The following is a 19,800-nucleotide window of genomic DNA, read 5'->3' as shown; positions in this document are numbered from 1 at the left end:
GATCGCAGGCCGTGCAGCCTCGCGGCCGTCGGCGATGGACCCGCGCCACCGGCGCGACCGGCGGCCGGCCTCACCGCAACGCATCTTTTGATGGGGACATCGACGGCGGATGTTGGTCGTAACGCGCCGTTGTCGCCGATTGCAACCACGGGGGCCTCCCGGGCTCAGGGCGAGGAGCCTCCGTGCTTACGATCGGCAGGGGATGCCGTTCGCCACACCCATGGATCAGATCACTCACGTCCGCCCTAGCCGCACGCGCAGGAGGCCCCACGCGGCCCTCGTCGTGGCATCGCTCATCTTGGCCGTCGGGCTGTGGTTCGTCATCTACGCGGTGTCGGGCCGCGTCATCTGGTTCTGGTAGGCGGAACACCGATCCCGTCTCGCAGAGCGTGACCCCATCCGTCGGCTGCGCCGCGTGCTCGGCCCACGCCAAGTTAAACCCTCATCCGCGCCCTGATCACCACCATCGGGCTACATCGGCATGGCGACGGTTCGTGACTCGAGACCTCGCGGTAGAGCCAGCGCGATCGTTCGACCGGTAGCGCCAGCTCGGCGGTAGCCCGCGAAACGACGAGCAGACACCGAAGGCGCAGAGCGCCGGCAATACACCGGCCCATAAGCCGCTAGCAATTTCTGATAAAACGATGCGCAGCCCGCGACGGCTGCCAGCGCGCTGGCGCTCCCAAGGGGAATCGAACCCCTGTTTTCGCCGTGAGAGGGCGACGTCCTAGACCGCTAGACGATGGGAGCTTTCCGGCGGCGCGGGGCTGCTATAGCCACCACCCGGCGGCGGAGCAAGTGCCTTTGTCAGGAAATCCGCCGCGGCGGGTCAGATCGGGAGCGAATAGGGGTCGTGGTGGATAACGCGCAGGACGAGCGGGCCGGGATCGTGGCCGAGGGAGGCGTGCGGCTGGATAGGGCACTGGTCGCGCTGTTCCCGGATCTGTCCCGGGCCCGCCTGCAGGACCTGATCCGCACCGGCCAGGTCCAGCGGGACGGCCTCCCGGCGCTCGACCCGTCGGGCAAAGTCGCCGCCGGCGCGCACATCGTGCTCAGGGTGCCCCCGGCCGCTCCGGCAGAGCCGGTGGCCGAGGCCTTGGATCTACCGATCGTCTACGAGGACGACGACCTGATCGTCATCGACAAGCCGGCCGGCTTGGTGGTCCATCCCGCACCGGGTCACGAGAGCGGCACGCTGGTCAACGCGCTGATCGCCCATTGCGGCGCCAGCCTGTCGGGGATCGGCGGCGTGCGCCGCCCCGGCATCGTCCACCGCCTCGACAAGGATACGAGCGGCCTGATCGTCGTCGCCAAGAACGACACGGCCCATCAGGGCCTCACCGCCCAGTTCGCCGATCACGGCCGGTCCGGACCGCTGGAACGCGCCTACGCCGCCGTGGTCTGGGGCCTGCCCCAGCCGCGGGCCGGGACGATCCAGGCCAACCTCGCGCGGTCGCGCTTCCATCGGGAAAAGATCGCCGTCGTGTCGGACGCGAGCGGGCGCCACGCGGTAACCCACTACGCCGTGGCCGAGGCGTATGGCGAGGCCGCCCTCGTGCGCTGCCGCCTGGAGACGGGCCGCACCCACCAGATCCGCGTGCACCTCGCCCATCGCGGACACCCCCTGCTCGGGGACACGGTCTACGGCGGCGCCTTCCGGACCAAGGCGGCCCGCCTGAGTTCGGAAGCCCGCGCCGCCCTCACCGCGCTCGGGCGCCAGGCGCTCCACGCGGAACTGCTCGGCTTCAGCCACCCGCGCACCGGCACGACGCTGCGGTTCGAGAGTCCGCTGCCGTCCGACATGACCGCGCTCGTGCAGGCACTGAGGGCGGAAGAGAACGGAGCGCCGCGCCTGTAACCGCCCCGTCGCGGCGTGCGAAAGATCACCCCGTACCGCGTCACATCGTGACATGGTACGACCAAAATCGCCGGTGGCGCGTTGTTGACGACGTGGGTGTCATCGACCGCGACCGGCTCCCCGGCGTCCCTTACGAGATGGGGGGCCGGCAGGGTCGGCTCAAGAGCGGCCCGAGTGGACGGCACTGTTGTCCGTCGCGTCCGCCCGACAGGGGGACATTAGGTCCAGGAGAATGCCATGGCCGGTACGCTGCCCGTGCTCGCCAACGAAGGTGGCCTCTCGCGCTACCTCGACGAGATTCGCAAGTTCCCGATGCTGGAGCCGTCGGAGGAGTTCACGCTGGCGAAGGCTTGGCGGGACGCCGGCGACCGCGAGGCCGCGCACCGGCTCGTGACGTCGCATCTCCGCCTCGTGGCCAAGATCGCCATGGGTTACCGCGGCTACGGCCTGCCGATCGGCGAGGTCGTGTCGGAGGGCAATGTCGGTCTCATGCAGGCGGTCAAGCGCTTCGATCCCGACAAGGGCTTCCGTTTGGCCACCTACGCGATGTGGTGGATCAAGGCGGCGATCCAGGAATACATCCTGCGCTCGTGGTCCCTCGTGAAGATGGGCACGACCGCGAACCAGAAGAAGCTGTTCTTCAATCTGCGGAAGGCGAAGGGCAAGATCTCGGCCCTCGACGAGGGCGATCTGAAGCCCGATCAGGTGAAGCAGATCGCCACCCGCCTCGGTGTGCCTGAGCAGGACGTGATCGACATGAACCGGCGCCTGTCCGGCGACACGTCGCTCAACGCGCCCCTGCGCGAGGAGGGCGAGGGCGAGTGGCAGGACTGGCTCGTGGACAACAGCCCGAGCCAGGAGACCGTGCTGGCGCGGGAGCAGGAGGGCCAGAACCGGCTCTCCGCGCTCAAGGACGCTCTCGGCGTACTGAACCCGCGCGAGCGCCGCATCTTCGAGGCGCGGCGTCTCGCCGAGGACCCGATCACTCTCGAGGATCTCTCCGGCGAGTTCGGCGTCTCCCGTGAGCGCGTCCGGCAGATCGAGGTTCGCGCCTTCGAGAAGGTGCAGGAGGCGGTCAAGCGCAACATCGCCACCCGCGAGTTGCCCCGAACCGGCATCGAGGCCCGCTGACCCGCACGCCCGGCGCTCGCGAGGCGCCGGGCTCGCCCAGCCCGGTCAGGGCTCGGCGGTCAGGGCTCGAACGAATGCCGACGCCGCGCGGTCACTGCCAGGCGTCGAACGCGTTCTGCATCACTTGGGCGCCGGCTGCGCCCTTCTCGAAGGTCAGCACCGCCCGGCGGCCGGACGTGTAGCGCAGTGCGATGTCGAACCAGTTCCGATGCAGGAGCAGGTCGGTGTTGCGCTCGACGTCGTTCTGCAGCGACGACAGGCCGATCAGGAACAGGTTGTCGCGTACGCGGACGGGCAACCCCGAGACGGGCGAGCCGCGGGCGCTCTGCTCGTCCTTGGCCTGGAGCAACCCGACATCCTGGACGGTGCGGGACGCGCCGTTGCTGCCGGTCTGGCTGAACGCCAAGCTGACGGTGTGGGACGCCGGCAGCGTGGCGTCGAGATTGCGCTGGATCGTCATCACCAGCGTCAGGCCGGCATCCGGAATGGTCACGGTGGCGATCACGGCGTTCTGAACCGGCTGCCCCTGATCCCCGTTCACACTCTCGAGCCGCCAAGTCACACGCCCCGGCGTCACGGTCGGCTGCCCGCCCTGGGCGCCCGTCGCCTCCTCGACCAGTTCCGCCCTCTGCGCGACGGCGACGCCCGCATCGGCGGGCGCGGGCGTGGCCGCTGCCCGCGGCGGCGCGCTGTTCTCGACACGCGTCGGGGCCTTCGGGGCCGGCGCGGCGTCGCCGCCGACCCGGTCGCCGAACTTGGTCTCGCCCTCCGGCTGCTGCGTATCCCCGGCCTCCGTGCCGCTCGACGGCAGGTTCTGCGGCCTGTCGCGCAGCAGGAAGGCCGCGACGGCGATCAGGCCGATCACCACCGCCAGGACGCCGCCGACGAAGACGTTGCGCAGCACGCGGGACCGACCGGTCCGGGGCGGGACCACTTCGATCCGCGGCCGCTGACGCCCGCCGGCGCCCTCGGCGGCCTCGGCGTCCGGATCCTCGACGGCGGGCGCCTCCGTGGCCGATGTCTCGGCGACCGGCGGCGCCGCGTCGGGCGCGGCCGGCGGTGGCGTCCCGGGACGCGGCGGCGCGATCGGGATCGGCGGCTCGCGCGGACCGTCCTCAGGGTCCCGGTCACCCTCTCGGGCCGTGACCGCGAACGGCGGCCTCGCGGGCGGCAGGATGGGCGCCGGCACCGGTCCGGGTCCCGGTTCGGGGGGGGATGGCTCCGGGATCTCCGGCTCCGTGGCCGTGGGCACGATCGGCTCGGGCGCGGCGGGTACGGGCACGACCGGTGCCGCAGCGGGCGTCGGAGCTGGGGCCGTGGCCGGTGCGGGCTTCTCGGGCGCCCGCGCGGCATCGTTGGCGGGGGCCGGAAGACCGCCGTGATCGACCTCGAGCCGCTCGATCGCCGCGTCGAGCGCCCGGCGCTCGAGATCGATGTCGGCCTCTGACAGCGGCGGATCGAGGGAGCGCAGCTGGCTGATCAAGGCATTGCGCGCGCGGTCGTAGACCGCCTTACGGAGGGCGGGCGTTCGGTCCGGCAGCGCGTCGAGCGCGCGGGCCAGAAGCGGGTAGTAATCGGCCATGATACTCTGGTCCGCCCCTTCGGCCGCCGTCCGGCAACGCCGGTCGGAGGCCGGGGACCGAGGTCCGCGCCCGCCCGACAGGTCCGGTCGCGGCCGTCGGCCGGTTTGTCGTGTCCCGCGCGCGAGATCAGGGCCCGCGCGCCGGCTGCCTTCGAGGCGGCGGGCGGATCGCGATACGGACCGCCCGGCCGCCAGCCCGTTCTAGATCAAGCCCGCGCGGACTGGATACAGGCAGGGCCGCCGAAAACACGCGTCGTCAACGAGATAGCGCGCGGAGGGTCAATCCTCGAACGGGTTGTGCATGAGGATCGTGTCGTCGCGCTCGGGGGAGGTCGACAGCAGAGCCACCGGCGCCCCGATCAGCTCCTCGATCCGGCGGACATACTTGATCGCCTGCGCGGGCAGATCGGCCCAGGACCGGGCGCCCGCGGTCGTCTCCGACCAGCCCGGGATCACTTCGTAGACCGGCTCGATCCGGGCCTGCGCGGCCTGGCTCGCCGGGAGATGGTCGACCGGCTGGCCGTCCAGCATGTAGCCGGTGCAGACGCGGATCTCCTCGAACCCGTCGAGGATATCGAGCTTGGTCAGCGCGATGCCGTGGATGCCGGAGGTCCGGACCGTCTGGCGCACCAGCACGGCGTCGAACCAGCCGCAGCGGCGCTTGCGCCCGGTATTGACCCCGAACTCCCGCCCGCGGCTGCCGATGGTCTCGCCGATCTCGTCGAACAGCTCGGTCGGGAACGGCCCCTCGCCGACGCGGGTCGTGTACGCCTTGGCGATGCCCAGGACGTAGCCGATCGCCCCCGGGCCGAGGCCCGAGCCCGTCGCCGCCTGCGCGGCCACGATGTTGGAGGAGGTCACGAACGGGTAGGTGCCGTGATCGACGTCGAGCAGCGCGCCCTGCGCGCCCTCGAACAGGATGCGCTTGCCGGCCCGGCGCTCCTCGTCGAGCAGCGACCAGACGGTGTCGGCGAACGGCAGGATCTTCGGCGCGATCGCCTTCAGCTCGGACAGCAGCGCCTCGGCATTCACCTCGTCGATCCCGAGGCCGCGCCGGAGGGCGTTGTGGTGGGTCAGCACGCGCTCAATCTTGGCGGGCAGCGCGTCGGGGTCGGCGAGGTCGACGACCCGGATCGCGCGGCGGCCGACCTTGTCCTCGTAGGCCGGTCCGATGCCGCGCTTGGTCGTCCCGATCTTCAGCCCGGCATTGGCGGTCTCGCGGAAATGGTCCAGCTCGCGGTGGAGCGGCAGGATCAGCGTCGCGTTGTCGGCGATCCGCAGGGAGGACGGCGAGACGTCCACGCCCTGCGCCTTGATCCGCTCGATCTCATCGATCAGGTGCCAGGGATCGACCACGACGCCGTTGCCGATGACCGAGAGCTTGCCGCCGCGGACCACGCCCGACGGCAGCAGCGCCAGCTTGTAGGTCACGCCGTCGATCACGAGCGTGTGGCCGGCATTATGGCCGCCCTGGAAACGGACCACGATGTCGGCCTGCTCGGAGAGCCAGTCGACGATCTTGCCCTTGCCCTCGTCGCCCCACTGGGCGCCCACAACGACGACGTTGGCCATGCCTGCCTGCTTACCCGCGACGGAAACCGGGACGGCGCCGCCCACGGGTGCAGGCGGCGTACGTCGTGAGCCGTTTCCGCGATCCGGGCAGCGAAATCAAGCAAGGGGCCGCATGATCGGACCGCATGGCGGCCAGCCGGGGCCCGTCGCGACCGGCCTACTTGGCCTCGGTGCCCGGGTCCCGACCGGGAAGTTCGTGGGGCTTGATCACCGGCATGGAGCCCGACTGATCCGGCTTCACAACCGTGCCGGTCGTGCCGGAATCCGGCGGCTTGATCACGCCGTCGTTCTTCTGGAGCTTGTCGCTGAGCGACTGGTCCTGCGGCGGCGCGTCCGCGTTCGGGCGCACGCGCTCGGGCGGCGTCGGGGCCGGTCCGGTCGTCTGGGCGCGGACGGGCACCGCCGCGACGGCCGTCGCCAGGGTCGTCGCGAGGGCGACGAGCAGGGTCTTCTTCGGCATGAGGGCCTCCCCGGTTCGAGACACGAATTCGGGGAGGAACAGTCGGAGACGGGATCCGTTCCTGTCCGGCTGTCGGGCCCGATGCCCCAGCCTGTGGACGAGATACGACGGCCTCAACCCTGGCGGGCGGCCTCGATGTAGAGCTCCCTCAGACGCCGGGTCAGCGCACCCGGCCGCCCCTCGCCGATCGCGCGCCCGTCGATCTCGACGACCGGCATCACGAAGGCGGAGGCGCTGGTGTAGAAGGCCTCCTGCGCCGCGTAGACCTCGTCCACCGGGATCAGCCGCTCCTCGATCCGCAGGTCGGCCTCCTGCGCGAGGCGCAGCACCGAGGCGCGGGTGATGCCCGGCAGCAGCGCCGTGGAGAGCGGCCGGGTCACGAGCACGCGGTCGCGGCTGATGATGAACGCGGTGGAGGAGGAACCCTCGGTGACCGCGCCGTCCTCGATCATCCAGGCCTCGGCGACGCCGGCCTCGGCCGCCTGCTGCTTGGCGAGGACCTGCGCCAGCAGGGCCACCGATTTGATGTCCCGGCGCTTCCAGCGCAGGTCTTCGACGGTGATCACCCGGGCCCCGGTCTCAGCGAGCGGGTTGGCGAGCACCGTCTTGGCCTGGGTGAACATCACCACGGTGGGCTCGGTGCCGGCCTTCGGGAAGGCGAAGTCGCGCTCGGCCACGCCGCGGGTGACCTGCATGTAGACGAGCCCCTCGGCGACGCCGTTGCGGGCCACGAGCTCGGTCTGCAGGCGCTCCCAACCCGCCGCGTCGTGCGGGTTGCGGATGCCGATCTCGCCCAGCGAGCGGTCGAGGCGCGCGAGGTGCGCGGCGTTGTCGACGAGCTTGCCGTCGATGATCGCCGAGACCTCGTAGATGCCGTCCGCGAACAGGAAGCCGCGATCCATGATCGGCACCCGCGCCTCCTCGTAGGGGAGGAACTGGCCGTTGAGGTAGACGATGCGGGGAGCGGTCACGGGGAGCTGTCCTGTGTTCGTCGCGGGCCCGAGGTCTCAGGTCCGCGGTCGCGGGCCAAAGCAGGAATCGTGCGGGACCCTCAGCGGTCGCCGAAGACCCGCCCGAAGATCGTGTCCACGTGCTTGAAGTGGTAGCCGAGATCGAAGCACGCCTCGATCTGCTCGGGCGCGAGCGCCGCGGCGACCTCCGGATCCGCTTTGAGCAGCGCCAGGAAGTCGCCCTCGCCGCGCCAGACCGGCATCGCGTTGCGCTGGACCAGCCGGTAGGAATCCTCGCGGGAGACCCCGGCCTGGGTCAGCGCCAGCAGCACGCGCTGCGAGTGGATCAGGCCGCCGAGCCGGTCGAGGTTCTTCTGCATGTTGGCCGGGTAGACCAGCAGCTTCTCCATCACCCCGGTCATCCGCGCGAGGGCGAAGTCGAGGGTGACGGTGGCGTCGGGGCCGATCATCCGCTCCACCGACGAGTGGGAGATGTCGCGCTCGTGCCAGAGGGCGACGTTCTCCAGGGCCGGGGTGACGTAGCCGCGCACCATCCGGGCGAGCCCCGTGATGTTCTCGGTGAGCACCGGGTTGCGCTTGTGCGGCATGGCCGAGGAACCCTTCTGCCCCTCGGAGAAGAACTCCTCCGCCTCCAGGACCTCGGTGCGCTGCAGGTGGCGGATCTCGATCGCCAAGCGCTCCAGCGACGAGGCGACGACGCCGAGGGTCGCGAAGAACATCGCGTGCCGGTCGCGCGGGATCACCTGGGTCGAGACCGGCTCGGCGGTCAGACCCATCTTCTCGGCGACGTACTGCTCCACCCGCGGGTCGATATTGGCGAACGTGCCGACCGCGCCGGAGATCGCGCAGGTGGCGACCTCCTCGCGGGCCGCGACGAGGCGGCGGCGGTTGCGCTCGAACTCGGCGTAGGCCTGGGCGAGCTTCAGACCGAAGGTCACCGGCTCGGCGTGGATACCGTGCGATCGGCCGATGGTCGGGGTCATCTTGTGCTCGAAGGCCCGCGCCTTCAGGGCGGCGAGCAGCGAGTCGACGTCGGCGATCAGGATGTCGGCGGCGCGTACCAGCTGCACGTTGAGGCAGGTGTCGAGGACGTCCGAGGAGGTCATGCCCTGGTGGACGAATCGCGCCTCGGGCCCGACGATCTCGGCGAGGTGGGTCAGGAAGGCGATGACGTCGTGCTTCGTCACCGCCTCGATCGCGTCGATGCGAGCGACGTCGAAGGCCGCGTCCTTGCCCTTGCTCCAGATCGTCTCGGCCGCCTCCTTCGGGACGACGCCGATCTCGGCGAGCGCCGTGGTGGCGTGGGCCTCGATCTCGAACCAGATCCGGAAACGGCTCTCGGGCGACCAGATCGCCGTCATCGCGGGGCGGCTGTAGCGGGGGATCATGGGGGCCTCGGCACGGTCCGGATTGCGTGCGAGGCCGGTAGCATGCGCCGGCCCGGCCGCTCAATGCGCATCGGCCATGTCAAGGCGGCAACGGATGTGGACGCGGGCGGACCCGCGGCTTAGTCGATCCGGACCCAGCCCTGACCCATCAGGCGCTCCTGCGGGCGGAAGCGGGACTTGTAGTCCATCTTCCGCGAGCCCTCGACCCAGTAGCCGAGATAGAGATACGGCAGACCCAGCCGGCGGGCCCGGCGGATATGGTCGAGGATCATGAAGGTCCCGGGGGAGCGCGCAGCCTCCGCGGGGTCGTAGAACGAGTAGACCATCGACAGCCCGTCGGAGAGCACGTCCGTCAGGCAGAAGGCGAGCGGCGGGCCGGAGCCGCGGCCGGTGATCGCCGTATCCGGCCCGTGCCGGCGATACGACACCAAGTGCGTGTCGACGTGGCTGTCCTCGACCATCATGGCGTAGTCGAGCACGGTCATGTCGACCATGCCGCCGTCGCCGTGCCGGGCGTCGAGGTAGCGGCGGAACAGGGCGTACTGCTCCGAGGCCGGCCGGTTCGGTTCCGGCGTGCCGACCCAGTCGGCGCCGCGCGCCAGGATGCGCCTCTGGCTGGCGCTCGGCTCGAACTCGTCGACCACGACGCGGACCGAGATGCAGGCCCGGCACGTCTCGCAGGCCGGCCGGTACGCGATGGTCTGCGAGCGCCGGAACCCGCCCTGCGTCAGGATCTCGTTCAGGTCGCGGGCGCGACGACCGACCAGGTGGGTGAAGACCTTCCGCTCCTCCTGCCCCGGCAGGTAGGGGCACGGCGACGGGGCGGTGAGGTAGAATTGCGGTGTGTCGCGCGGATGGCTGGTCACGCTTCTCACAGACCCTGCGCCGGGTCCATCCTCACGGCGCCGGCGTGCCAGTGTACAGGCGACCGGCCGAGGCTCAATGGCCCGACCGGTCGCACCGTCGGATTTTCATCAGCGGAATCGTCGCTCAGCGCGCGTGGACGACGGCCAGACCGAGGAGCAGGTCGTGCCCGAGGCGCCGGTCGGCGCGCATCAGCCCGAACGCGATGTCGACGCACCACAGCAGGAAGGTCGAGATCGCCACGTAGAACAGCAGCGCGTGGACGGCGGCCGTGACGACGTCGACCCGGGCGCCGCTCTCGGGCGCGACGGTCCGCAGGCCCATCATCCGCTGGCCGATCGTGCTCTGTTTCGGCCCGCCCACCGTGATGGCGCTGTAGATGATGCCGCTCGCCGGAAGGACCGCGAACAGGGTCCAGCCGAGGCCGAACGTGACCACGCCGATGACGGTGATCAGCAGCGTCAGCAGGGCCGTGAAGCCGAAGATGAACACGATGTCGAGGAGATAGGCGACCGTCCGGCCGCCGAGGCTCGCCCGCACGAACGGGATCGGCAGCGAGGTGGCGTAGCCGGGCGCTTCGAAGCGCTGCGCGTATCCGGGTTGAGGGTTCTGCATGGTGTCGCGTCCTGCAAGCGAGGCTGCGGACGTGAAGGTGGGTGCAGGCGGCGAGCCCCGCAAGAGGAGCCGGATGCGCGGCCGCTTCTCAGCGCCCGGCCGGGTCACCGGCCGCGGCGTCGGGCGTGTCGAGGTAGAAGCGCTTCAGCATGTAGAGCGCCGGGCCGGACAGGGTGCTCGCCTCGGTGGCGAGGGCGACCAGGGTCGTGCCGGCATCGAAGCGGCAGGTCAGCCAGTGCTGCCGGTTGCCGTCGGCGTAGTCGACCCGCACCGAGTTTGCCGACGGCCCCGGCGCAGCGCGCAGGAGCCGGATGCCGTCCCGCGGCGCGATCGCCGGGAGCGCCCGGCGGCAGGTGGCGACGCGATCCCGGCGCAGGGTGTCCTGACAGGCGGCGAGGCCGCCGAAGAAGCCGACCACGACCGCCGCCCCGAGGAGCCAGCGGTGCCCGCGCTTCACGGATGGGTGCGCAGGCGCTCCGCGACCCGCGGCGCGTGGTAGGTGAGCACACCGTCGGCCCCGGCCCGCTTGAAGGCGAGGAGCGCCTCGATCATCGCGCGGTCGCCGTCGAGCCAGCCGTTGCGGGCCGCCGCCTCGATCATCGCGTACTCGCCCGACACCTGGTAGGCGAAGGTCGGAACCTGGAACTCGTCCCGGACCCGGCGGATGACGTCGAGGTAGGGCAGGCCCGGCTTCACCATCACGGAATCCGCGCCCTCGTCGAGGTCGAGCCGGACCTCGCGCAGGGCTTCGGCCGAGTTGCCCGGATCCATCTGGTAGGTGCGCTTGTCGCCCACGAGGGCCGCCTTGGTGCCGATCGCGTCGCGGAACGGCCCGTAGAAGGCGCTGGCATACTTGGCCGCGTACGCCATGATCTGCACGTCGAGGAAGCCGGCCTTGTCGAGGCCGGCGCGGATCGCGCCGACGCGCCCGTCCATCATGTCGGAGGGGGCGATGATATCGGTCCCGGCCTCGGCCTGGATCAGGCTCTGCTCGACGAGGACCGCCACGGTCTCGTCATTGAGGATCGCGCCGTCCTTCATCAGGCCGTCGTGACCGTGGCTCGTGTAAGGATCGAGGGCCACGTCGGTCATGATCCCGATCTCGGGCACGGCCCGCTTCACGGCGCGGACCGCCCGGCAGACGAGGTTGTTGGCGTTCAGCGCCTCCGAGCCGGTCGGGTCGCGCAGCGACACCTCCGTGTAGGGAAAGAACGACACCGCCGGGATGCCGAGCTTCGCGGCGCGCTCCGCGTCGCGGACGATCTCGTCCACCGAGAGGCGCTCGACGCCCGGCATCGAGGCGACCGGCTCGCGGCGCCCCTCGCCGTCGATCACGAACATCGGCCAGATCAGGTCGTCGACCGTCAGGGTGTGCTCGCGGACGAGGCGGCGCGACCAGTCGGCCTTCCGGTTCCGGCGCGGACGCTGGGTGATCTTCAGACCCTCCACGCGGGCGCCCTCGCGGGCGGCCTCCACGGCGAGAGGGCGCGGCTCTGGCAGGGTGTCTGACATGCGGCTTCGCTACCGTTCGCGCGGACCACGCCGCGGATCGCGCGGCGCCCGTGCGCCGGAGGCGTCCGACTACCACACCGGGCTGGCGCAACGAAACCCGACCGTTGACGCAGGGCGGCGGAACCGCTTCAACCCGGCGACCCCCGTCCGATCGATCAGGATCCCGGCCCTTCCCGCATGAACCGCCGCATGAACCGGCCCCTCACGCCCGCGAGCCCTCGATAGTGCCCGGCTACCTTCCGATCCGGCGCAAGACGCCGAGGCCGGGCGGCATCCCGAGCGACCGCATCGAGCGCGCCCAAGGGCCGGCGCCCGGCACGTGGGACACGGTGCTGATCTGGTTCATGCGGCTCACGGCCCTGGTCTGGCTGCTTAAGAGCGTCTTCGCCTGGGCGACGATCCTCGACGTCCTGCCGGGCGTCCGCCCCTTCGAGGCCGAGCCGTTCGGCCGCCAGTCCGCGATCGTCTACTTCGCGGTGATCGACGCGGCGGCGGCGATCGGATTGTGGCTGACGAGCGCCTGGGGCGGCGTGATCTGGTTGCTCGCCGTCACCTCGGCGATGACGCTCGCGGTCCTGACACCGCAACTCTTGCCGTTATCGGTGCCTCTGCTCGTATTCGGGGGCTGTGTCGTGACGTTGTACTTCCTGCTGTCCTGGCTGGCCGCGCAGGAAGCACGGTGAACGAACCGTTCTTATCTTCATTCAGTTTGTCTTTACCGCGAAGAGTAAATCGCGAATTCATCCTGTCGCTTAAATCGCCTTTCATTCCCGAGCCCTAGCTTAGCCATCATCAACGGCGCCGCATCGAACGGGCGCCGGATCATCGGATGGCGAGGCAGAGATGAAGACCCAGAACGCCCGAGTCGCGCAGATCGAGGCTCCCGAGGAGGCCGCCTCCGCCAAGGGCTCCTACCTCGAGGCGCTGCACCTCGTGGAGCGGCTGCATCGCCGGCTCCTCGACGTGATCAAGGACGAGTTCGAGCGCCGCGGCCGCGAGGACGTCAACAGCGTCCAGGCGCTGCTCCTGTACAACATCGGCGACAAGGAGCTGACCGCGAGCGAGCTGCGGACTAAGGGCTACTACCTGGGCTCGAACGTCTCGTACAACGTGAAGAAGCTGGTCGAGGCCGGCTACCTCCACCACGCCCGCTCGAAGACCGACCGGCGCTCCGTCCGGATCAGCCTGACCGACAAGGGCCGCCAGGTCCACGAGATCATCCAGGGGCTGTACGACAAGCATGCCCGGACGATCACGCCGATCGGCGGGATCTCGGAGGAGGACTTCAACCGCCTGAACCAGGCTCTCACCCGCCTGGAACGCTTCTGGACCGACCAGATCCGCTACCGCCTCTGAGGCGCCCTCAGAGGTTCAGCAGGCCGACGATCCCGGCGATCACCGCGTAGGCGAAGCCGGCGTTGATGGCGACGCCGAACATCCCGATCACGAGGCCGCCCAGCACGACGAGACCGTCGCGCTCGACGAGACCGAGCCCGACCAGGCAGACAGCGAGACCCAGCGGGATCTGCCCGACGATGGGCGCGGCCACGATCAGCGCCAGCGCCAGGGCGAGCAGCACGATCCCCATGCCGCGCATGCCGAGCGCGGTCTCGAACACGCTGACGCGGGGGCGCGACCAGCGCTCCAGGCGGCGCAGGATCGGCACCGCGCGCGTGACGGCGCGCCGGACATCCGCCAGGGCGATCGACCGGCCGAGGAGCATCCGCGGCAGCCACGGCGCCGACATCCCGGCGGCGATCTGGATCGCCACGAGGAGCAGGAGCAGGCCGCAGATCAGCGGGATCGGCGGCGGCATGGGCAGGCAGTTCGGCAGCCCGAGCAGGACCACGAGCAGCGCGAAGGCACGGTCCCGCAGGACCGCGACGATGTCGCCCACGGTGAGGCGCTCGCCCTCCTGGCTCGCCAGCACGGTGAGGACGTCCGACGTTCGTGCACCGGAGGTCAAGGATCTGCCAACCTTCGCTTTCCCGCGGCGGCTCTAGCCGAGATCATCTGGCACGCCAAGCACGGCAGATTCGCGACAGCGCGATGGCGCCCGCCGGGCGGGCTAGCAGCCGCGCGCCCGCGAGGATCCGGCAAGCATCGCGCGACGCTTCGCGCGTTCTCTGACAGCATCGCTCAAGGTGACCGGCAGTCGATCGTGATCAGACAGGACAAAACCGGGGAGAACGACGCGACGCCAGGTGCAACACAGTTAATTTTATCTTACCGCTATCCTCCGATGCCGGAGGATCGACTGTGTCGAGCCAGCGCCCCGCCCCGAAGCTTGCTCGTAGCGGCCCCTTCCTCGCGACGCTGCTCTCGGGCCTGGTCGGATCTACGAGTCCGGTCGGCGCCGGCGAGATCGACACGCTGCTGTTCGGCAGTCTCGACGCGGGCAGCGACACATTTCTCACCGTCGGCGCGAAAGCCGGCCTCACGTCCCTCGAACAGGACGGGTTCGCCGCGCTGGCGAGCGTCGGCGGCGGACGGCGCGCCGAGCGCGGTCCGGACGGCCCGCGCGCGCGCTACACCGTCGCCGCCGCCGCCCTCGCCGGATACCAGTGGTTCTTCGACTGGGGCGCGGTCGCGGCCTTCGCCGGGCCCGAGACCGCGCGGGAGATGCTGATCGCGGGGCCGCAGTTCGATTCCCTGTCGACCCGCTACGGCCTCCGATTTCACGGCGAGGTCTGGGCACGCCCGACCGAGGCGACGCTGCTGCAGGCGAGTGCCGTCGCGGGATCGGCCCGCGACAGCCTGTGGGCGCGCCTCGCTTGGGGCTACCGGCTGTGGGAGACCTATCTGGGACCCGAGGCCGCGCTCTACGCGGACGGGAGCGGCTACGCGAAGTGGAGCCTCGGCCTGCACGGCACCGACTTCGCTCTCGGCCGGTACAGCTTCCGGGCGTCGGCGGGCCTCCAGTCCGAGAGGGGCCGAGGCCGGGCCTGCCCCTACCTGACCCTGTCGGTCTGGTCGCCGCTCTGATCGGGTCCGGGGCGGGCCTGAAGTGAGTCGAGGAACGCGGCCGCGTCGCGGCGGATCTCGGCGCGGCGCCTGTCGCCCAGGCCGCGGAGCGTGCGGTACGGCATGGCCATGCGCTGATTGCCCGCCAGCCGTTCCTCGTTCTCGATGAGGAAGTTCCAGTAGAGATAATTGAACGGACAGGCCTCAGGCCCGGCCTTGACCTTCACGTCGTACGCGCACGACGCGCAGTAGTCGGACATCCGGTCGATGTAGGCGCCCGAGGCCGCGTAGGGCTTGGAGCCCATCACGCCGCCGTCGGCCCACAGCACCATACCGTGGACGTTGGGCAGCTCGACCCATTCGTAGGCGTCCGCGAACACGATCAGGTACCATTCCTCCACCTGCGCCGGATCGAGGCCGGCGATGAGGGCGAAGTTGCCGGTCACCATGAGGCGCTGGATATGGTGGGCGTAGGCGTGGGCGCGCGTCTCGCCGACGACCTGCGCGACGCAGTTCAGCGCCGTCTCGCCTGACCAGTAGAACCACGGCAGGTCGCGGCCCGCGCCGAGGGCGTTGCTGTCCCGGTACCCGGGCATCCGCGCCCAGTAGAGCCCGCGCACGTACTCCCGCCAGCCGAGGATCTGCCGGATGAAGCCCTCGACGCAGTGGAGCGGCGCCGCACCGTCGCGGTACGCGCGCTCGGCGGCCCAGCACACCTCCTCGGCGGTGAGCAGCCCGGCGTTGAGGGCGGGCGACAGGAGCGCGTGGTAGAGGAACGGCGCGCCGGTCTTCATCGCGTCCTGATAGTCGCCGAAGGTCGGCAGGGCGTCGGCCAGGAAGTGCCGGAGCGCCGCGAGGGCATCGGCCCGGGTCACCGGCCAGGAGAAGCCGGTGAGATCTCCGAAATGGTCGCCGAACTCCGCCTCAACGAGGGCGATGACTTGGCGCGTCACGGCATCGGGCTGGAAGCCGATCCGGTCCGGCGGTTGCTGGCCCTTGGGCAGGCGCTTGCGGTTCTCGGGATCGTAGTTCCAGCGCCCCCCCGCGGGCTCGTCGTCGTCCATCAGGAGGCCGGTCCTGCGCCGCATGCCCCGGTAGAAGGTCTCCATCCGCAGATGATGCCGGCCCTCCGCCCAGCGAGAGAAATCCTCCCGCGGGCACAGGAAGCGGTTGTCGGCGCGGATCTCGACCGGGATTGCCAGGGTCTCGCGCCAGTCCTGCATCATCTCCCAGACCCGCCACTCGCCCGGCTCGGTGACCACGACTCGATCCGGCCGGTGGCGCGCCACGGCGCGCTCCAGCTCGCCGGTGAAGCTGCCGGTGTTGCCCGCGTCGGTCAGGCGGACGTAGTCGACCGCGAGGCCCTCCGCCTCGAGCTCGGCCGCGAAGTGGCGCATAGCGGCGAACAGGAAGGCGATCTTCTGCTTGTGATGGCGGACATAGGTCGCCTCGTCCCGGACCTCGACGATCAGGACCACGTCGCGCTCGGGATCGAGGTCGACGAGGCTCGACACCCGGCGGGTCAGCTGATCGCCGAGGACGAAGCGCAGCGTTCCGGCCGTTGCGGCACTGCCGCGGCGTTTCCCGGCCATGCTTCAGCCCGCGCCGTGAAGGGCGGAGCGGCAGCCATTCGCGGCGCGGGCGCGGGTCGCGGCGCGGCCGATTTCTCCGGTCCAGCCGTCGATGCTCACCCGAACCACGCTGTCCCCCCCTTGCCACCGTCATCGGCCCAATCAAGGTAAGGCCGGGGACGCCGCCGGGCAGGCGGCGGATCCGCGCCCTCCACGTGCACAAGGTCGCAGGCGGCAAGCATGAAGTTCGCGTTCGCCGGCATCGACTTCCTCGGCGGGGTCTTCGAGGGGCTGCTCGACGCCGGCTGGACGCCGGTGAAGCTGTTCACGCGCCCCTGCGACGGGGTCTACGACCACAACGAGGTCATCGTCGCCCGCGCCCGGTCCCTGAAGCTGCCGATCCAGCTGTCGCGGATCCGCGAGCGGGACATCGAGGCGCTGCAGGCCGAGCACGGCCGGGACTGGGCGCTCGTGGTCGCGGGCTATCCCTGGCTCATCAAGGGCTGGAAGGGCCGCGCCGCCTACGGCCTCAACTTCCACCCCTCTCCCCTGCCCACGGGCCGAGGGCCCTACCCGCTGTTCCGGGCCGTGCTCGACCGCTACGAGACCTGGGGCGTCACCGCCCACGTGCTGGCCGACGGCTTCGACACCGGCGATATCCTGGCACAGGAGATCTTCGCCCTGAGCTCGCGCGAGAGCCACGAGACGCTGCTCGCAAAGTGCCAGATGGCGGCGCGCCGCCTCGCGGCCGGTCCCCTCGGCCGGGAGTTGCCCAACCGCTGGCGGCGCTCCGAGCCGCAGGGGGACGGCTCCTACTGGCCGCGCGCCACCGATACCGACCGGACGCTCGATTTCCGGCAGGACGTCGAGACGGTCCTGCGCCGGGTGCGGGCCTTCGGCACGGTCGAGACGATCGCGCGGCTCGGGGACGCCCGGGTCTTTGTGGCGGAGGCGCAAGGGTGGCAGGAGCGCCACGCGCACACGCCAGGCGCGGTGGTGCACCGCCACCGCCGCCACGTCGTGGTGGCGGCCCTCGACGGGTACGTTCAGCTGACCCGCTGGTCGCCGGTCCCCCTCGCGGAGGCCGGGCAGATCGGCCGCTGACCGGCCGGGGCGGGAACCGAAGCGCGGACGCTGATGTTTCCGGCGGCCCGGCGATTCGCGCCCGGGCATCACGGGAGTCCGCCATGTCGACCCGCGCCAGCCTCGCCGCAGCCCTCGGGTTTGCCGCGCTGTTCACCGGCTCCGCCTTCGCGCAGGCGGTGATCGTCACACCCGACGAGTTCGGCCCCGACGACGACGTCGTGGTGCGCGACTACATCGTCCGCCGGCCAGTCGGGCCCGGACCGATCGTCGGATCGATCCCACTGCGGCCGGGCAGCATCGTGCCGCCCGACGTGCGGCTCGCGCCCTTCACGGACGCCCCGAATCCGCGCCTGCGCCGCTTCGGCTACTTCGTCGCGCCCGGCGACAAGATCGTGGTCGTCGACCCCGACACCCGCGCGGTGGTGCGCATCCTCGACCGCTGACGACGGGCGGGGTGCTCACCAGTCGCTGAGCGTCGCACGCTTCCAGCGGTCGGGCGCGACGCACCGGTACTCGTAGGCCTCGTCCCAGGCATGGTCTCCGGGGGTACAGGGCGCGCGGCTGCTCGCGGGCGGCAGCGGCAGGCTCTCGCGGAGGGAGGCGGCCTCGATCCGACCGCTATCGGTCACGCGCACGACCGGCCCCGCCCCCGTGCCGTAAACCAGATCGCGCCCGTCGAAGCCGAGGCTGCGGGAGAAGCCGCCCTCGCGGTTGCCGTCGAGCCCGATCGCCTGTCCGGCCGCGAGCAGCATCGGGACACCGGTGAAGCGCGCGGCGGCGGCGTCGATCCCGATGCCGTAGGTGCCCTCTCCCTGGAACGAGATCGCCCGGTCGGTGATCGAGCCGGTGAGGTTGCCCATCAGGATCCCGTAGCCGGTATGGGCGCCGGGCACCCCGCCGGTGGAGATCTGCAGACCGACCCGCTGCCGGTTGCGGTCCGTGGTCGGCGACTGCGCCGAGACGTCGATCTCGGCGCCGATGCAGGAGGCCACCGGATCGGCCTCGTCGGTCATGTCGACACAGTTGAAGTTCCCGGCCCACGACGGCCCGACCGGCCCCAGACCGTTGGACTCCTTGAAGATCGTGCCGTTGACGGCGACGTTCTGCGCCCCGGTGCTGGCGAGGGCGCGGTTGTGCAGTTCGCCCGTGATCGTCCACTCGTAGCCGGCATTGTGCGGTCCGGTAGAGCCGAGCGCCCAGAGCGCCTTGTAGGTGTGGGTCGCCTCGCCCGACCCTTCCGGCACGTGCCGGTCGACCCGCAGGGTCGAGACCGGATCGAAGCCCTGCGGCCTGTTCCAGAGGAAGACGTGGCCGCCGTCCAGGCCGGGCACCCCGGTCCCTTGCACGCTGCGGGAGAAGTTCGGCGGCCAAGGCTGCGCCGCGGAAGCCGGATCGGTCGCGGGTGCGGCGCGGGGCGGTTGGACCGGCGCCTCGGCAGCGGCGAGCGTCGGTAGGCCGATCGCGACGGACGCCAGCAGGGCCGTGCCGGGGCGGTTGCGCATGATCGTCTCCGATGTCCTCTCAACGCGGCCCCGCCCGGGAACCCACTGGCAGAGGCCGCCCGCGGGACCAGATAGGTTTCAGGATCGCATCGGCGACGCCGGCCCCGGATGGTCGCGCACGGCCGCGGATGCGACACCCGCAACGCTGCCGGAGGGAGCCGATGACCGCCCTGCGATTCCTGCGCACATGGTTCCTGGTGTCGATCCCGCTCGGCCTCCTGATCGGCCGGTTCATCAAGGCGGGCGAAGGGCCGCCGAGAGAAGACCGGCGGTGATTACCTGAGATCGATCTTATAAACCGGACGCGACTTGCCATCTCTCGGCGCTGCGACCGATTATCAATAACATGTTAGCGAATCCGGCGCATTTTTACTGATATCGCGCCATACCGGCCGACCTGGGCAGGAACCTCGGCCGTGTCCCGCAACGCCAGCCCCGCTGCCGCCTTCGTGGAACGCCGGGCTTCCGACCGGAAGCCCACCGCCCTGCTGGCCTTCGCGCAGAACCGGGACGGCGCGCGTTTTCCCTGCCAGGTCAAGAACATCTCCGATCGCGGCGCGATGCTCGAATTCCTCGGTTCCCAGGCGGTGCTGCTGGAGGACGTGTTCGACCTTGTGCTGGCGAGCGCGGAGATGCGCTACGCGGTCCAGCTCGTCTGGCGCAAGGAGCGGACGGTCGGCGTCCTGTTCTGCGGCGACGCGGTGTGAGACGGGAGTCCCGTGCG

Annotated in this window: 21 protein-coding genes and 1 tRNA gene; 9 read left to right on the top strand and 13 right to left on the bottom strand. The window is 70.6% G+C overall.

The window, feature by feature from the left end; translation table 11 throughout:
• Positions 1 to 220 precede the first annotated feature (220 nt).
• Positions 221 to 361, top strand: coding sequence for a hypothetical protein (locus ACTJK8_RS23685; protein WP_164891333.1), 141 nt, complete (start codon positions 221 to 223; stop codon positions 359 to 361).
• 313 nt (positions 362 to 674) lie between these two features.
• Here the strand turns inward: ACTJK8_RS23685 and ACTJK8_RS23680 are convergent.
• Positions 675 to 750: transfer RNA gene (locus ACTJK8_RS23680), tRNA-Glu, on the bottom strand.
• 103 nt (positions 751 to 853) lie between these two features.
• Between ACTJK8_RS23680 and ACTJK8_RS23675 the strand changes: the two genes are divergently transcribed.
• Together ACTJK8_RS23675 and rpoH are read left to right on the top strand one after the other, a co-directional pair.
• Entirely contained in the window at positions 854 to 1,858 is a 1,005-nt protein-coding gene (locus ACTJK8_RS23675; RefSeq protein WP_440762600.1) for an RluA family pseudouridine synthase, read from the top strand.
• 237 nt (positions 1,859 to 2,095) lie between these two features.
• A complete protein-coding gene (gene rpoH, locus ACTJK8_RS23670; RefSeq protein ID WP_012322527.1) occupies positions 2,096 to 2,989 on the top strand; it encodes an RNA polymerase sigma factor RpoH in 894 nt (297 codons plus the stop codon).
• 91 nt (positions 2,990 to 3,080) lie between these two features.
• Here rpoH and ACTJK8_RS23665 read toward each other — a convergent pair whose 3' ends face one another.
• From ACTJK8_RS23665 to hemB, 9 genes are all read right to left on the bottom strand, one after another.
• A complete protein-coding gene (locus ACTJK8_RS23665; RefSeq protein ID WP_059409950.1) occupies positions 3,081 to 4,571 on the bottom strand; it encodes a hypothetical protein in 1,491 nt (496 codons plus the stop codon).
• A 279-nt stretch (positions 4,572 to 4,850) separates the two neighbouring features.
• Complete coding sequence (locus tag ACTJK8_RS23660; RefSeq protein ID WP_012322525.1) at positions 4,851 to 6,143, bottom strand: adenylosuccinate synthase; 1,293 nt, start codon at positions 6,141 to 6,143, stop codon at positions 4,851 to 4,853.
• Between the two features lie 157 nt (positions 6,144 to 6,300).
• Positions 6,301 to 6,603 (bottom strand): hypothetical protein, encoded by a 303-nt coding sequence (locus ACTJK8_RS23655; RefSeq protein ID WP_012322524.1) that lies wholly within the window; start codon positions 6,601 to 6,603, stop codon positions 6,301 to 6,303.
• Between the two features lie 113 nt (positions 6,604 to 6,716).
• Positions 6,717 to 7,574 (bottom strand): D-amino-acid transaminase, encoded by an 858-nt coding sequence (locus tag ACTJK8_RS23650; protein WP_012322523.1) that lies wholly within the window; start codon positions 7,572 to 7,574, stop codon positions 6,717 to 6,719.
• An 80-nt stretch (positions 7,575 to 7,654) separates the two neighbouring features.
• Positions 7,655 to 8,962 (bottom strand): adenylosuccinate lyase, encoded by a 1,308-nt coding sequence (gene purB, locus ACTJK8_RS23645; protein WP_029360123.1) that lies wholly within the window; start codon positions 8,960 to 8,962, stop codon positions 7,655 to 7,657.
• A gap of 119 nt (positions 8,963 to 9,081) precedes the next feature.
• The gene (locus tag ACTJK8_RS23640; RefSeq protein WP_024827982.1) at positions 9,082 to 9,828 is read right to left on the bottom strand and encodes an arginyltransferase; all 747 of its coding nucleotides are present in this window, start codon (positions 9,826 to 9,828) and stop codon (positions 9,082 to 9,084) included.
• Positions 9,829 to 9,952: 124 nt separating this feature from the next.
• A complete protein-coding gene (locus ACTJK8_RS23635) occupies positions 9,953 to 10,441 on the bottom strand; it encodes an RDD family protein (RefSeq protein WP_012322520.1) in 489 nt (162 codons plus the stop codon).
• Between the two features lie 88 nt (positions 10,442 to 10,529).
• Positions 10,530 to 10,898 carry a hypothetical protein gene (locus ACTJK8_RS23630; protein WP_012322519.1) on the bottom strand — a complete coding sequence of 123 codons (369 nt, stop codon included), beginning with the start codon at positions 10,896 to 10,898 and terminating at the stop codon, positions 10,530 to 10,532.
• Positions 10,895 to 11,953 carry a porphobilinogen synthase gene (hemB, locus tag ACTJK8_RS23625; protein WP_440762599.1) on the bottom strand — a complete coding sequence of 353 codons (1,059 nt, stop codon included), beginning with the start codon at positions 11,951 to 11,953 and terminating at the stop codon, positions 10,895 to 10,897. Before hemB ends, ACTJK8_RS23630 begins: the two co-directional genes overlap by 4 nt.
• A 224-nt stretch (positions 11,954 to 12,177) precedes the next feature.
• Here hemB and ACTJK8_RS23620 point away from each other — a divergent pair, with 224 nt between their 5' ends.
• Positions 12,178 to 12,636: a DUF6163 family protein gene (locus ACTJK8_RS23620; protein ID WP_012322517.1), complete on the top strand. Its 459-nt coding sequence runs from the start codon at positions 12,178 to 12,180 to the stop codon at positions 12,634 to 12,636.
• A gap of 160 nt (positions 12,637 to 12,796) precedes the next feature.
• Positions 12,797 to 13,309 carry a transcriptional regulator LdtR gene (gene ldtR, locus ACTJK8_RS23615; RefSeq protein ID WP_024827984.1) on the top strand — a complete coding sequence of 171 codons (513 nt, stop codon included), beginning with the start codon at positions 12,797 to 12,799 and terminating at the stop codon, positions 13,307 to 13,309.
• Between the two features lie 7 nt (positions 13,310 to 13,316).
• Here the strand turns inward: ldtR and ACTJK8_RS23610 are convergent, their stop codons facing one another.
• Positions 13,317 to 13,919 carry an exopolysaccharide biosynthesis protein gene (locus ACTJK8_RS23610; protein WP_210383480.1) on the bottom strand — a complete coding sequence of 201 codons (603 nt, stop codon included), beginning with the start codon at positions 13,917 to 13,919 and terminating at the stop codon, positions 13,317 to 13,319.
• A gap of 293 nt (positions 13,920 to 14,212) precedes the next feature.
• On the opposite strand from ACTJK8_RS23610, the gene bcsS reads away from it, so the two are divergent.
• Positions 14,213 to 14,938, top strand: a complete 726-nt coding sequence (bcsS, locus tag ACTJK8_RS23605; RefSeq protein ID WP_063111453.1) for a cellulose biosynthesis protein BcsS — start codon at positions 14,213 to 14,215, stop codon at positions 14,936 to 14,938.
• Here the strand turns inward: bcsS and ACTJK8_RS23600 are convergent.
• On the bottom strand, positions 14,905 to 16,509 hold the full coding sequence (locus tag ACTJK8_RS23600) for a cryptochrome/photolyase family protein (RefSeq protein ID WP_063111452.1): 1,605 nt from the start codon (positions 16,507 to 16,509) through the stop codon (positions 14,905 to 14,907). The two genes, bcsS and ACTJK8_RS23600, sit on opposite strands and share 34 nt — an antisense overlap.
• A gap of 219 nt (positions 16,510 to 16,728) precedes the next feature.
• Here ACTJK8_RS23600 and ACTJK8_RS23595 point away from each other — a divergent pair, with 219 nt between their 5' ends.
• Both ACTJK8_RS23595 and ACTJK8_RS23590 read left to right on the top strand, forming a co-directional pair.
• Positions 16,729 to 17,592 carry a formyltransferase family protein gene (locus ACTJK8_RS23595; protein ID WP_029360117.1) on the top strand — a complete coding sequence of 288 codons (864 nt, stop codon included), beginning with the start codon at positions 16,729 to 16,731 and terminating at the stop codon, positions 17,590 to 17,592.
• Between the two features lie 83 nt (positions 17,593 to 17,675).
• Positions 17,676 to 18,017, top strand: coding sequence for a hypothetical protein (locus ACTJK8_RS23590; protein ID WP_024827988.1), 342 nt, complete (start codon positions 17,676 to 17,678; stop codon positions 18,015 to 18,017).
• Positions 18,018 to 18,032: 15 nt separating this feature from the next.
• On the opposite strand, the gene ACTJK8_RS23585 is transcribed toward ACTJK8_RS23590, so the two are convergent.
• Complete coding sequence (locus tag ACTJK8_RS23585; protein ID WP_063111451.1) at positions 18,033 to 19,076, bottom strand: hypothetical protein; 1,044 nt, start codon at positions 19,074 to 19,076, stop codon at positions 18,033 to 18,035.
• Positions 19,077 to 19,492: 416 nt separating this feature from the next.
• On the opposite strand from ACTJK8_RS23585, the gene ACTJK8_RS23580 reads away from it, so the two are divergent.
• On the top strand, positions 19,493 to 19,783 hold the full coding sequence (locus ACTJK8_RS23580) for a PilZ domain-containing protein (protein WP_012322508.1): 291 nt from the start codon (positions 19,493 to 19,495) through the stop codon (positions 19,781 to 19,783).
• The last annotated feature ends 17 nt before the right edge of the window (positions 19,784 to 19,800 follow it).

This window comes from Methylobacterium sp. 22177 (assembly GCF_052045615.1).
In the GTDB taxonomy this organism is placed as follows: domain Bacteria; phylum Pseudomonadota; class Alphaproteobacteria; order Rhizobiales; family Beijerinckiaceae; genus Methylobacterium; species Methylobacterium radiotolerans.
Note: the sequence above shows the minus strand (reverse complement) of the source record. Positions and strands in the feature narration are given on the sequence as shown.